General features: G+C 44.0%; 13 protein-coding genes. 4 read left to right on the plus strand and 9 right to left on the minus strand.

The window, feature by feature from the left end; translation table 11 throughout:
• Window positions 1-16 precede the first annotated feature (16 nt).
• On the minus strand, window positions 17-1258 hold the full coding sequence (locus tag OCU77_RS13690) for an exonuclease SbcCD subunit D C-terminal domain-containing protein (protein WP_048898220.1): 1242 nt from the start codon (window positions 1256-1258) through the stop codon (window positions 17-19).
• Between the two features lie 167 nt (window positions 1259-1425).
• Here OCU77_RS13690 and rdgC point away from each other — a divergent pair, with 167 nt between their 5' ends.
• The 3 genes from rdgC to OCU77_RS13705 all read left to right on the plus strand — a co-directional run bounded on the left by rdgC (window position 1426) and on the right by OCU77_RS13705 (window position 4278).
• Window positions 1426-2337 (plus strand): recombination-associated protein RdgC, encoded by a 912-nt coding sequence (rdgC, locus tag OCU77_RS13695; RefSeq protein WP_193391647.1) that lies wholly within the window; start codon window positions 1426-1428, stop codon window positions 2335-2337.
• Between the two features lie 285 nt (window positions 2338-2622).
• Window positions 2623-4014 carry a prephenate-dependent tRNA uridine(34) hydroxylase TrhP gene (gene trhP / locus OCU77_RS13700; RefSeq protein WP_048898074.1) on the plus strand — a complete coding sequence of 464 codons (1392 nt, stop codon included), beginning with the start codon at window positions 2623-2625 and terminating at the stop codon, window positions 4012-4014.
• 9 nt (window positions 4015-4023) lie between these two features.
• The gene (locus OCU77_RS13705; RefSeq protein ID WP_048898073.1) at window positions 4024-4278 is read left to right on the plus strand and encodes a YfhL family 4Fe-4S dicluster ferredoxin; all 255 of its coding nucleotides are present in this window, start codon (window positions 4024-4026) and stop codon (window positions 4276-4278) included.
• Window positions 4279-4401: 123 nt separating this feature from the next.
• Here the strand turns inward: OCU77_RS13705 and mepA are convergent, their stop codons facing one another.
• From mepA to OCU77_RS13735, 6 genes are all read right to left on the minus strand, one after another.
• Window positions 4402-5262: a penicillin-insensitive murein endopeptidase gene (gene mepA / locus OCU77_RS13710; RefSeq protein ID WP_084711740.1), complete on the minus strand. Its 861-nt coding sequence runs from the start codon at window positions 5260-5262 to the stop codon at window positions 4402-4404.
• Window positions 5263-5388: 126 nt separating this feature from the next.
• Window positions 5389-6366: a sugar-binding transcriptional regulator gene (locus tag OCU77_RS13715; protein WP_048898072.1), complete on the minus strand. Its 978-nt coding sequence runs from the start codon at window positions 6364-6366 to the stop codon at window positions 5389-5391.
• 339 nt (window positions 6367-6705) lie between these two features.
• Window positions 6706-7146 (minus strand): type IV pilus modification PilV family protein, encoded by a 441-nt coding sequence (locus tag OCU77_RS13720; RefSeq protein WP_048898071.1) that lies wholly within the window; start codon window positions 7144-7146, stop codon window positions 6706-6708.
• Window positions 7136-8467: a hypothetical protein gene (locus OCU77_RS13725; protein ID WP_048898070.1), complete on the minus strand. Its 1332-nt coding sequence runs from the start codon at window positions 8465-8467 to the stop codon at window positions 7136-7138. The genes OCU77_RS13720 and OCU77_RS13725 overlap by 11 nt, the downstream gene beginning before the upstream one ends.
• A gap of 2 nt (window positions 8468-8469) precedes the next feature.
• Complete coding sequence (locus OCU77_RS13730; protein WP_048898069.1) at window positions 8470-9120, minus strand: PilW family protein; 651 nt, start codon at window positions 9118-9120, stop codon at window positions 8470-8472.
• Window positions 9105-9659: a pilus assembly FimT family protein gene (locus OCU77_RS13735; RefSeq protein ID WP_107302781.1), complete on the minus strand. Its 555-nt coding sequence runs from the start codon at window positions 9657-9659 to the stop codon at window positions 9105-9107. Before OCU77_RS13735 ends, OCU77_RS13730 begins: the two co-directional genes overlap by 16 nt.
• Window positions 9660-9759: 100 nt before the next feature.
• On the opposite strand from OCU77_RS13735, the gene OCU77_RS25220 reads away from it, so the two are divergent.
• On the plus strand, window positions 9760-10191 hold the full coding sequence (locus OCU77_RS25220) for a type IV pilin protein (RefSeq protein ID WP_084711737.1): 432 nt from the start codon (window positions 9760-9762) through the stop codon (window positions 10189-10191).
• Between the two features lie 116 nt (window positions 10192-10307).
• Here OCU77_RS25220 and dnaJ read toward each other — a convergent pair whose 3' ends face one another.
• Window positions 10308-11453 carry a molecular chaperone DnaJ gene (dnaJ, locus tag OCU77_RS13750; RefSeq protein ID WP_048898066.1) on the minus strand — a complete coding sequence of 382 codons (1146 nt, stop codon included), beginning with the start codon at window positions 11451-11453 and terminating at the stop codon, window positions 10308-10310.
• Window positions 11454-11541: 88 nt separating this feature from the next.
• Complete coding sequence (gene dnaK / locus OCU77_RS13755; RefSeq protein ID WP_048898065.1) at window positions 11542-13461, minus strand: molecular chaperone DnaK; 1920 nt, start codon at window positions 13459-13461, stop codon at window positions 11542-11544.
• Window positions 13462-13647 lie beyond the last annotated feature (186 nt).

The following is a 13647-nucleotide window of genomic DNA, read 5'->3' on the forward strand; positions in this document are numbered from 1 at the left end:
TAATTCCCAAGCCGACTTATTGTACCGTATCGCTTTCTTCAACTTGCACCAGCAAAGATTCAAACGCGCTGGTCATGGCGGTATTTGGCTCGCCGTCGTACTTTTTCGCCCAGCTCAAGGCAAACACTTGCTGAGGCGACACTTCAGACAATCGACGCTGATTGAGCGGGTTTTCCTGCTCGGTTTGCTGATAATGCGGGGTAATTTTGGCCAGACGAACCGCTTTGCCTTCTAAGGCTTGCAACACTTTCTCGCGCAGCAAAGCTTGTGGTTGATCCAGCAGCACATGCACTTCTAAGAACGGTTGTTGTTCGCGTGGTAGCGCGTCAACCTCAAGAGCTTTAAGCGCGCTAATCACTTCAACCAATGATGCTGGCTTGGTGGGTACTTTGAGCATGTCGACCGTACGTGGAATAAAGATTTGTTCAATATCACTCACCTGTGAACCCGATAGTTCAGTGATCACCACTTGGTGTTTATAATCACGTTCCGACATGGATAATGGCAATGGTGAGCCGCTGTAGCGAATATGCTCTTGCTTAGCAACACGCTGAGCTAGATGTAAATGCCCCAACGCGACATAGCTAATATCATCGGCAAAAATAGAGGCTGGTAGCGCATGCTGGTTGCCACCTAATACGCGGCGCTCTGACATTTCAGACAACTTGCCCGACGCCATGTACGCGTGCCCCATACCAATTAAGGCTTGCTGTTCGGTACAGCGGGCACGAGCAGCCGTTGTCATTTCAGCATATAAAGTTTCAACGCCTTTGATCAAACGGTCATCATCGTCTTCTAATGCTTCAGTACGTAAATCTGCGCTGCGCAAAAATGGCACTGCCAGCACCCAAGCCGTTTGTTTACCACTGTGATCAGTCAATGGCACCAACATACGATCACAATCTAACTCACCGTTTTCATGGCGATGGATCCCACCGACCATATGCAGATCAAAGGCTTTGAGCAGCTCATGAGGGGCATCCAGTTTACTTGGCGAATCATGGTTACCGCCTATCATGACCACATCAAGCTGCGGCATATTTTTCGCCAGTCGCGCTAGAAAGCGATAAAGCATCCGCCACGCACTTGCCGGTGGATTCGCGGTATCGAAAATATCCCCTGCCACCAATAAGGCATCAATTTGGTGCTGCTCTAAGGTATCAGCTAACCAATCAAGAAAGGCTTGATGCTCATAGTCACGGCTATACCCGTGCAGTTGATGGCCGAGATGCCAATCAGAAGTGTGGAGGATTTTCATAACAATTTTATTCACGCTACCCAGTGATTTACTGCTGTCGATTGTAACCTACTGGCTTTAAGAGCAAAGCGATAAGCCAAGGAATTTGCTAAAAACCACAGCAAACAAATCAGAAATACAATAAGATTGGCAACCTAATGCCCAACCTAGGATTTGAAGCAGCCATGATGTGGTTTAAAAACATACTGACCTATCGCTTTACTCGCGAAATCGACCTTAATCCAGATCAACTTGAAAAGCAGTTGGAAGAATTCCGCTTCACACCTTGTGGAAGCCAAGACCAACACAAATTTGGCTGGGCGCACGCGTTAGGTAAACACGGTGATATGTTTACCCATGTTGCAGGTGACAACATTCTGATTTGTGCACGCAAAGAAGAAAAAATGCTGCCAGCTTCAGTGATTAAAGAATCAATGAACAACAAGATCGAGATGCAAGAAAAAGATCTTGGTCGTAAGCTGAAGAAAACAGAAAAAGACACCATCAAAGATGAAATCGTGATGGACTTGCTGCCACGCGCCTTCAGCCGTCACTCTCAAACTTACGCACTGATCATGCCTAAAGAAGGTTATGTGATTGTGGATGCAGGTAGCTTCAAAAAAGCAGAAGACATGCTAGCACTGCTTCGTAAGTCTATTGGTAGCCTGCCTGTTGTGCCTGTAACACCAGAAAAACCAGCAGAACTGACGATGACAGAATGGGTACGTTCAAATGCAAGCCCAACCGGTTTCACTATCGGTGAAGAAGCTGAATTTAAAGCCATGCTTGAAGAAGGTGGTGTGATCCGTTGTAAACAGCAAGATTTAAGCTGTGATGAAATTCTGGCACACATTGAAGCAGACAAGCTGGTGACTAAGCTAGCGTTAAACTGGCAAGATCGCATCGACTTCATCCTTAGCGACGATCTATCAGTCAAACGTCTGAAATTCAGCGATGAATTAAAAGATGAAAACGAAGACATTGACCGCGAAGAAGTGGCAGCACGTATTGATGCTGATCTGTCACTGATGTGCGGTGAATTCTCGGCGTTCTTACCGAATCTATTTGAAGTACTTGGCGGTTTAGAAGCCAAAGAGTAAAGTACTCGCCACGTTAATATCTAAGCAAGGCTGCCCACAGTGGTAGCCTTCTTTTTATCTGCCCCCTCTAATCCAAACAATGGCTCTTTATTTACGATGTGAATCACGCAAATAGCCTCCTCTCTCGCCTCTACTTGATAACACTTCGCAACACCACACCAAATCTAGCCGCATTTCTATACTTATATTGCCTTTGTGGGCGAGTTCACAGTAAAATCGCGCCTCCTTCCGCATCACTAGGTGATTGCGGCCTGATTTGCAATCAGACACGAGAATTATAGAGCTATGTTTAAACCTGAATTGTTATCCCCTGCCGGTAGTCTTAAAAACATGCGTTACGCGTTCGCGTACGGCGCAGATGCCGTCTACGCTGGCCAACCACGTTACAGTCTTCGTGTTCGTAACAACGAATTCAACCACGAAAACCTAAAAATCGGTATCGATGAAGCCCATGCTCAAGGCAAAAAGCTTTACGTGGTATGTAACATTCAGCCGCATAACTCGAAACTAAAAACCTTTATTCGCGATCTTAAGCCTATCGTCGACATGGGCCCAGATGCCCTAATCATGTCAGATCCAGGCCTTATCATGATGGTTCGCGAAAGCTTCCCTGAAATGCCAATCCACCTATCAGTACAGGCGAATGCAGTAAACTGGGCAACCGTTAAATTCTGGTCTACTCAAGGCGTTGAGCGTGTGATCCTTTCTCGTGAGCTATCACTAGAAGAAATCGAAGAGATCCGCGAAAACTGCCCAGATACCGAACTAGAAATTTTCGTACACGGTGCACTTTGCATGGCGTACTCTGGTCGCTGTCTACTGTCTGGCTACATCAATAAGCGCGATCCAAACCAAGGTACTTGTACTAACGCTTGTCGTTGGGAATACAAAACCGAAAAAGCGACTGAAAACGATGCAGGTCAAATCGTTGAAGTACAAGACGCTGCTGCCGTTCAAATGCAAGATGCAGAAGAGCGCCCAGACAACACGCTTGGTCTAGGTAAACCAACAGATGAAGTTGTGCTACTGAGCGAAAGCCACCGCCCTGAAGAAAAAATGGCGGCATTTGAAGATGAGCACGGCACTTACATCATGAACTCAAAAGACCTACGCGCGGTTCAGCACGTTGATCGTTTGACTAAGATGGGTGTTCACTCACTGAAAATCGAAGGTCGTACTAAGTCTTTCTACTACTGTGCACGTACTGCGCAGGTTTACCGTAAAGCCATTGATGATGCAGTAGCGGGTAAAGAGTTTGATGAAAGCCTAATGGGTACGCTAGAGAGCCTAGCACACCGTGGTTACACTGAAGGTTTCCTTCGTCGTCACACTCACGATGCGTACCAAAACTACGACTACGGCTACTCAATTTCTGATTCTCAACAGTTTGTTGGTGAGTTCACAGGCAAACGCCGTGGTGATCTTGCAGAAGTTGAAGTGAAGAACAAATTCATTGTTGGCGATAGCCTAGAAGTAATGACACCAAAAGGTAACGTTATCTTCAACCTTGAAACAATGGAAAACCGTAAGTCTGAAGTTATCGATGATGCAAAAGGTAACGGCCACTTTGTCTTCATCCCTGTACCACAAGACATGGATCTTGAGTTTGGTCTGCTAATGCGTAACCTAAACTCAGGTCAAGACACGCGTAACCCACACGCACAACAAAACGGCTAATCCAAGGTTATGGCGTTATTAATTACCGATAAATGCATTAACTGCGACATGTGTGATCCTGAGTGCCCTAACGAAGCGATCACCATGGGCGACTCAATCTATGAGATTGATGTCGACCTCTGCACTGAGTGTAAAGGCCACTACGACAAGCCAACGTGCCAGTCAGTGTGTCCTATCACTAACTGTATTATCGTTGACCCTAACCACGTTGAAACTGACGATGAGCTACTCGAAAAGTTTGTGATTATCCAAGGATTAACCTAAGGGCTAATCTTTCTAACCGGCACGGTTAGGCACAAATAGGTTCGATCAAAAAAGCGCCGCTAGGCGCTTTTTTTGTATCTGCTATATCAATTATTTATCAATAAGTTACCTAAGAAAGGGCCGCTACTTTAATAAAGCCATGCACTGCGCAGGCGGTATCTTAACGGGTTTCTTTTTCTTGGTTGTATTTGTTGCAGTTGCTTTAGCCGCTGTTTTTTTCTTGTCCGATTTCACTTTTGGTTTGGGTTTCCAGGAAGCAAGCTCAGCCCCACAACCATCACCTGCTGGCGGCGCTTTTTGTGCTTTACAATTATCACTGCCTTCGGGGCAATGTAAACGCACATGAAAGTGATAATAGTGTCCCCACCATGGACGGACTTTTTGTAGCCAATCGCGCTGTTTCCACTCGCGTTTACACAATTGCTCTTTGATCACTGGGTGAACAAATATCCGTGCAACCCGTTCATCCGCAGCCGCTAACTGCACAAGCAATGCCTGCTTATCACTCCAATTCGCTTTGTTAATTTTATAATCTTTAATGTGAACCATAGGCAGCGGCTGCGCCTCAACCAAGGCGTTTTTATCAAGTGGTTTATCGGTGATTTTTAACCAAATATCGGCATCAAGACCCGTTTGATGACTCGCATGACCAGAAGAAAAGCGGCCACCTCGTGGCATCGCGATATCACCGACTAATAAATTACCCAATTCGAGTTCATTGACTTGTTTCGAGAGCTGTTGCAGAAACACTATCATCTCTTGATGGCCATAGTAGCGACCACGGTGGGAGCGGATCACTTGATAGCCATCACCTTGCAGAGGGAGCGCTTCACCGCCAGCCATACAGCCATTGCTGTAAGTCCCAATGGACTCAGAGTCACCTTTACTGGGTTCACTAACTTTTTCCCACGGGCTGGCCACAACAGACAAAGATACGGATCCAAAGCTGAATAATAAGCATGACAATAGTACTAATCGATACACAAGCCGCCCTCCGTGGTTCACGCAAATTGAGCGTGGCGCTTGGATATAGCATAGCAGTCCTAGATCACGCCCATTAAAAAAGCTGCACGAGGCAGCTTCAAAAAGTATCCGAGAAATTCAGGGAGATTACTTCATTTGTTGGTCTAGGTTCAAAATTGTCAGGGCATTACTCACGCTGGTTGCCAACACATCGACGACCCCTGAACGTAACGCGCCTAACAAGGCTAACGCTTTACTGTTTTCTGCCGCCGTCACCACCACGGTAGGAATATTACGTAGCTCTTCCATGCTCAGACCAATCACTCGATCGCTCATCATGGTGTCGGCTTTATTGCCTTGGCTATCAAAAAAATCATAACCAGCAATATCACCGACTACGCCTTTACGGATCCGTGCTTCAACAATCTCTTGCGGCGTAAACCAGCCTAACTTCACCATGTGGCTGTTCTCGTTCATATCACCCACACCAACCAAAGCGACATCGGCGCGACGAGCACGGTCTAGGGTTTCTTTAACCGTACCATTTTTCATGAAGGCTTCTTTTACCGTTATATCTTCCACATAGGCAGGGGCATATAAGGTCTCACTAATCCCATCGTACTTCTTCGCCAGCTGACGACAAATATGGTCAGCGTTAATCGCGTTACCTGAGCGGTGCGTACCACCAATACCACAGACAAAACGGCACTTACGGTGCGGCACTACACCGACATGATTTGCGATAGATGCAATGTTACGCCCTTGCCCTACAGTAACCACCATGTCATCGGTTAAAATCGAAGAAAGGTAACTTGAAATCAGGCTCGCCACTTGCTGACGTTGGCTTTCATCATCGGGTTGATCCAGTGCTATCAGAGCGCGCTTCAAACCAAAGCGTTCTACCAGCTGCTGCTCCAGTTTCTCACTAAATACTGGGTGATATTTGACCGTAATTTCAACCACACCTTCATCACGTGCACGGCGTAATAAACGGCCAACTTTGGCACGCGACATCCCAAATTTTTTAGAGATCTCTTCTTGGGTTGCGCCTTCTTGATAGTAAGCAATCGCAATTTCAGTCAGTTGGTCACTGTCGACATGGGAGGATTCAGGCTGTGTGGTCATTACAGGATCTATTACTTAAGAATCAATATGTTCATCATACAGAGATGCATCAAATCAGGCGAGACGTAGATCAAAACAGCAAGTAGAAAATAGCGCGTACAGCAAATACAGCGATAATCAGCTTAGCGCTGAACACTTTTCAATAGTAGTAAACAGCACACCAAGACTAAAAGTTAAGAGATTGATTTATTAGGATATATTAACTCGTACAGCTTTTGGTGTATTGGAACCCAAAAGCTATTTAATAGCGAAAGAAAGACAAAAAAAATAAGTTACACGCACACAGCATAAAGAATGTGTTCAAAATGATTCACGGTATATCTTAATGTCGATAGATGCCTAACTTCGCAGTAAAGCATTAGAGGCCGTTTGCGTTGAATATAAAGTGACTGTCCCGCTACTACCTTGACGATCAGTCCAAGTCACATCAATACTCAAACGTTTTTGGAGGATATTCCCACTGCTATCTGTGATCTCATTGAGCTTAGTAACCTGACCCGTAAACGACTCAAAATTCGTTTTACAAGATTCTAAATTCGCGAGTGTTAATGTCACTGTAACGCCATTACAGCTCACATCACCACCAACATTTTCCCACAAATCAATTTGACGCTGAGCAATGCGCATCGCATGCAGTTGAAGCTCATTTTGTTCACTGCGCACTTCAACATAACTCTGCAATTTCATAACAGACACAAAAGAAATTGAAATCACCAGTACCGAGATTAAAACTTCAACCAAGCTAAAGCCCCGTTGCTGATTTGGTAATTTAAAAGTCATGCCAGCTGCCCTCTAACATCACTGTTTTACCGAAAGGTGATTCTTCATAATCAACCTTACCTTTTGAGTAACCAGGCTGAAAAGAACCTTCAACACGACATTGCCTATTGGGTGAATCGAGGTTAAATGCACCGCGAGTTTGAAATGTTCCTCGGAAGTAAAATGGCATTTGGCTTAAATCATAATTAGCAACGTTAGCCTTTTCATCGACTGTCGCCGTTTGCCATGCCGCTAACAACTGCGCATCTGTCATGCTGTAATCAAACACAAACAAGTTGCCATGAAATGATGTCGGCGATCCACCGTTTGTAACTAAGCCATCTTTAATCACCACAGTTATGCCTGCGGCGTCATCTGCGGTTTGCTTATAGGTCATCCCGTTTAAGCTACAGGTACCATCGATCCAGATATACTTCGTTAATGCTGGCTTATAATCAGGTGTTACTTTAACTTTATCTATTTCTTTCTGATTTGCATCGATGATTGTTTGAATCTTACCACCACAACCCGGTACATATAAAAATTCAACATCAGTTGATACTTGATTAATTTCAATTGTTTCGACCCGTTTTTCCCCTGTAATCACTGTATCAAACAAGTTTTTTGCTTCCGCCCAGCTATCCCGCTTCATACCAAAGTTATCGTAGAACAAATCAAGATCAGTAATATTTTCTTCTATATCACCTAAGTAATCGGCTGAAGATTTAGGACTGACTGTTAAGTGGCTAGAATTACAATTTATAAGCTGTTTATCAGCATCTTTTTTCTGGTGGCCATTTTGATCATGGGGATGGCGAACAACGATATCACCACCATTCTCAATAATGACCTTACCGCCACTTCGAATTGCTGAACAATTGTAGCCCGTACCAGCCTTGACCCCTTCATAAGGATCAATTGTTTGAGACACATTAAAAACAATATCACCGGATGAACTAAAAGCCGATTTCACCCCATTCATAGATGACGACATAAACAGCTGGCTCATTGTCGATTCTGCATCGCCCGCTGTTGCCGTTGATGTGACTTTATAGGTGCTTGTAGCTGGTATTTGAATTGCTGTAATAACAGCATCAACACAAGGCGCATAATCAATACTGGTGCTGGTTGGCTTTTGTCCTGAGCGTAAAATAATATCAACTGCGCACTGTAGTCCGCTGGCTGATTTAGACTTTAACTCTTGAGAAATAATAACATTTTGCGTTTTTTTACTATTAAATAGCTCGACAGATAATAAACTAAAAACATAGAGCGCCATGATTAATGATATAACCACAGTAATTAATAAGGTTGAGAACCCGTGTGATTTTTTTATATCCATAATTAATAGTCCACATTATTAATGGCAATACGTGTTGTTCGAGACAAACTAACACCATCAATGTTCCCCGTTAATGTGATAGTTATATTTTGTTTTTTCCTCGATATACCAATAACTTCTTCACGGTGAATATCAAACTGAGAAATAGAAATCATGTCATTTTGATAATCTAACCAATGCGTTCCATCATTGCAGTTCCAATTAGCAATTCCGCCATAATTACGATAAATTTCAAACGACTTGGTACCATCTTTTTCCATTTTTAATCGATATCCTCGGGCATCACCGTTTCGAGGAGTGAGTACACCCAGTGAGGAATCTTCGTTATAAGCAAAGCGAATACAAGTTCCTGTTAAAGCCGTTACAGAATCATTAATAGCAACACTGGAGCGATTAGCCCCCGTTGCATCTGAGATCAAAAAACCATTAGAAGATTTACAATCACCGCAGTAACCCGCACGTTTAATTTCAGCGTTCATCAAATAAAGCAGACTATCCAACTCAGCACTGAGCACTGAGCGCTTAATTTGTTGATTACTTAATGCAACACTATGAAAATAATTCGACGTTACGACAGTAATCAAGCTCAATCCAATAGCACTAGATACTAATAGCTCAGTAAGCGTAAAGCCTTTATTTAACCGCTGGTGCATTGCATTTTCCCTCCCCAAGCCTGATCAGAGCATGGGTTAACCAAACCAACATTTGTTACTCGTACACCTGAAACAACGTTTGTATCTGTATTACTTTGAAAAAGAACGCGCTTATTGGCCGATGATTTTCCAGTTTGTGGACTAAATGAAAACAAAGCACCATTCGAAATATCGGCTATATTCCCTTGCCCATCAACCGTTTTCACTTTGAATTTAATATCGTCGTTTATTTTAAGTAATGAGTAAGTATGAGATTGATTGCTGCATGTAATGTTTTCTCCCACACCTCTCATCCCAAGGCAGTAATAACCCGGGGATGTTGAATCATAATAAACTTCTACTTTTTTATTTCTTTTCACTGCTTCATATTTAGCAAGACGAACAAATCTAAATAACTCTTCTGATTTTGCTTTAATTTGATTGTTCACTACTAAGGTTTCAAAACTGGGCACCGACGAAGCCAAGATAATACCGATTATTGCAACGGTAAATAATAACTCTAATAATGTGATACCTTGATTTTTCTTCCAGTCATACATATTATTTTCAATTATTTAATCCTTGTAATTGAAATAAAAGTATCACAAGGTATAGATTCTCGTATTAAAACTGATTTTTATTTTAGAATCACTTCATAAAATGGATGTAATTGATATGTATGCTTTTCAGAAAGGGATGACATTGATTGAAATATTAATCGCTGTAGTGATTGTCGGTATCTTGAGTGCGATTGCAGTTCCTGCTTATACTTCACATATCGAAAAGTCTCGTCGTATTGAAGCACAGACAGGCTTGATTGAATTACACCTGTGGGCAGAACAATACTATACCGAAAATACAACATACCCGAGCAGCACAGATCTCAGTGCGGGTAACCCTCAATGTACATCATGTTCATTATCAGATGAATACACATTCAGCATTAATAACAGCGGTACTGGCACACAGCGTTTTATTCTAAAAGCCGTGGTAAAAACTACCGGACTTCAGAAGGGCGATCCTTGTAAGTCTCTCACTATTGATGCTTCAGGAGCCAAGAAGGGGTCACCAAGTAGCGCTGAATGTTGGTAACCCATGAAGCCTTAACCCCTCTTTACAGAGCTTGTATTGCATCAAATAAACAGCCACAAAAAAGCCGCAGTGTCGTTAAACGCTGCGGCTTTTCTTTAACTTTGCGAGCTTAACGCTTAGCCAGTCAAATCGTCAAAGAACTTCTTCACACCATTGAAGAAGCCTTCTGATTTAGGCTTATGCTTGCTTGCGGCTTTACCACCAAAGCTTTCTTCAAGCTCTTGCAGTAGCTCTTTCTGACGCGAGCTTAAGCTAACAGGTGTTTCTACAACAAGTTTGCAGATCAAATCACCTACCGCACCACCACGTACCGATTTCACACCTTTACCACGCATACGGAACATACGGCCCGTTTGCGTTTCTGTTGGTACTTTCAAGTTTACACGGCCATCTAAGGTAGGGACTTCAACTTCGCCACCCAGTGCAGCCATTGTAAAGCTTACCGGTACTTCACAGTAAAGGTTGTTACCATCACGCTCAAAGATATGGTGCTCTGCTACGTGCACTTGTACGTACAAGTCACCGGCTGGTGCACCAAACTCGCCCGCTTCACCTTCACCAGTAAGACGAATACGGTCGCCAGTATCCACCCCAGCAGGGATTTTAACTGATAGCGTTTTAGTTTCTTCTTTACGGCCGTGACCATGACAAGTACCACAAGGGTCTTTGATGATCTTACCGCGACCATTACAATGTGGACAAGTTTGCTGAACAGCAAAGAAGCCCTGACGCATCTGTACTTGGCCTTGACCATGACAGGTACCACAGGTTGTCGCAGATGAGCCTTTCTTCGCACCGCTGCCGTCACATGTGTCACAAGCGACTAATGTCGGTACACGGATCTCTTTAGAACAGCCACGTACAGCTTCTTCTAAAGTTAGTTCCATGTTGTAGCGTAGGTCTGCACCGCGCTGTTGACGCTGTTGTTGACGTCGGCCACCGCCGCCACCAAAGATATCGCCAAACACATCACCAAAGATGTCGCCGAAGTCAGCACCACCACCGAAGCCGCCACCGCCGCCACCCATACCGCCTTGTTCAAAGGCTGCATGACCGTATTGATCGTAAGCTGCTTTCTTTTGTGGATCCGTTAAGATTTCATATGCTGTCTTAACTTCTTTGAATTTCTCTGCCGCGCTCTCATCACCCTGGTTACGGTCAGGGTGGAACTTCATGGCAAGACGCTTATACGCCTTTTTAATATCACGCTCTGATGCATCGCGACCGACACCCAGAACTTCATATAAATCACGTTTTGACATACTAAAAGTCACCCGCCTTTAATACAGCTACGGGCGTGAGAGGTTTACTCTAACGCCCGTGCATAAATAAGATTATGAATTAACTATCTTATTTTTTTTCGTCTTTAACTTCTTCGAATTCAGCGTCAACTACGTTGTCATCTTGTGGTTGAGCTTGCTCAGCGCCACCAGCTTGCGCTTGTTGTGCTTGAGCTTGTTGCTGAGCGATTTCCATTAGCTTTTGAGCTGCAGTCATAAGCGCTTGAACTTTAGTGTCGATAGCTTCTTTATCTTCGCCACCTTTCACTTCTTCTAGCTCTTTGATTGCTACTTCAATTTTTTCTTTCTCGTCAGCAGGAAGTGCTTCACCAGCTTCTTCGATTTGCTTACGAGTGCCGTGGATCATTTGGTCAGCTTGGTTACGTGCAGTTACTAACTCTTCGAACTTTTTGTCCGCTTCTTTGTTAGCTTCTGCTTCTTGAACCATTTTTTCGATTTCTTCTTCAGAAAGACCGCCAGATGCCTGGATAGTGATCTTCTGCTCTTTACCTGTTTGCTTGTCTTTCGCAGACACATTCAGGATACCATCAGCATCAAGGTCGAAAGTTACTTCGATTTGTGGCATGCCACGTGGTGCTGCTTGAATGCCTTCTAGGTTGAATTGACCTAGAGACTTGTTGTAAGTCGCTTGCTTACGCTCACCTTGAAGCACGTGGATAGTTACCGCGCTTTGGTTGTCTTCAGCTGTTGAGAACACTTGATCCGCTTTTGTTGGGATAGTTGTGTTTTTCTCGATTAGCTTAGTCATCACGCCGCCCATCGTTTCGATACCGAAAGATAGAGGAGTAACGTCTAGTAGAAGAACGTCTTTAACGTCGCCCGCTAGAACACCACCTTGAACCGCTGCACCTACTGCAACTGCTTCATCTGGGTTCACGTCTTTACGTGGTTCTTTACCGAAGAACTCAGTAACTTTAGCTTGAACTAAAGGCATACGTGTTTGACCGCCCACTAGGATAACATCAGTGATGTCGCCTACAGAGAGGTCTGCGTCTGCTAGTGCTACTTTTAGTGGCTCTAGAGAACGTTGAACTAGGTCTTCAACTAGTGATTCTAGTTTCGCACGTGTTACTTTAACGTTCATGTGCTTAGGACCAGTTGCATCAGCAGTAACGTAAGGTAGGTTTACGTCAGTTTGCTGTGCAGAAGATAGTTCAATCTTCGCTTTTTCAGCTGCTTCTTTAACACGTTGCATTGCAAGAGGATCGTTCTTCAGATCGATGCCTTGCTCTTTTTTGAATTCGTCTACTAAGTAGTTGATCATGCGGTTATCGAAGTCTTCACCACCAAGGTGTGTGTCACCGTTAGTTGCTAGAACTTCAAATGTTTTCTCGCCTTCAACTTCATCGATTTCGATGATAGAGATATCGAATGTGCCACCACCAAGGTCGTAAACAGCGATAGTGCGGTCGCCGCCTTGCTTATCAAGACCGTAAGCTAGTGCTGCTGCTGTTGGTTCGTTGATGATACGTTTAACGTCTAGACCTGCGATACGGCCAGCATCTTTTGTTGCTTGACGCTGTGCATCGTTAAAGTAAGCCGGTACGGTTACGACTGCGCCAGTTACTGCCTCACCAAGGTAGTCTTCTGCAGTTTTCTTCATTTTCTTAAGTACTTCAGCAGATACTTGAGGAGCAGCCATTTTTTGGCCTTTCGCTTCTACCCATGCATCGCCGTTGTCAGCCTTAACAATTTTGAAAGGCATGATTTCGATATCGCGCTGTACTTCTTCGTCTTCAAAACGACGACCGATAAGACGCTTGATAGCGAAAAGAGTGTTCTCAGGGTTTGTTACCGCCTGACGCTTAGCTGGTTGACCAACTAATGTTTCACCATCTTGAGTGTAAGCGATAACAGATGCCGTTGTACGCTCACCTTCTGCATTTTCAATTACACGTGGTTTGTCACCATCAAGTACTGCTACACAAGAGTTAGTTGTACCCAAGTCAATACCAATGATTCTACCCATCAGGCTCTCTCCGAAATTCGTTTAATTGTACTGGCTAGTCACACATCAAAAGTGGCACTAGCAATTGGGGATGTTCCCCGAAAAATATCATTACGATGTCGTATGACTAATAAATAAGGTCAGCCGACAGCTTTTCAAGGGGACCCAAGAAAAAAAATGCAAAAAAATTAAAAAGCCCGCCGAAGC

The sequence above is a fragment of the Photobacterium swingsii genome, assembly GCF_024346715.1.
GTDB lineage: Bacteria > Pseudomonadota > Gammaproteobacteria > Enterobacterales > Vibrionaceae > Photobacterium > Photobacterium swingsii.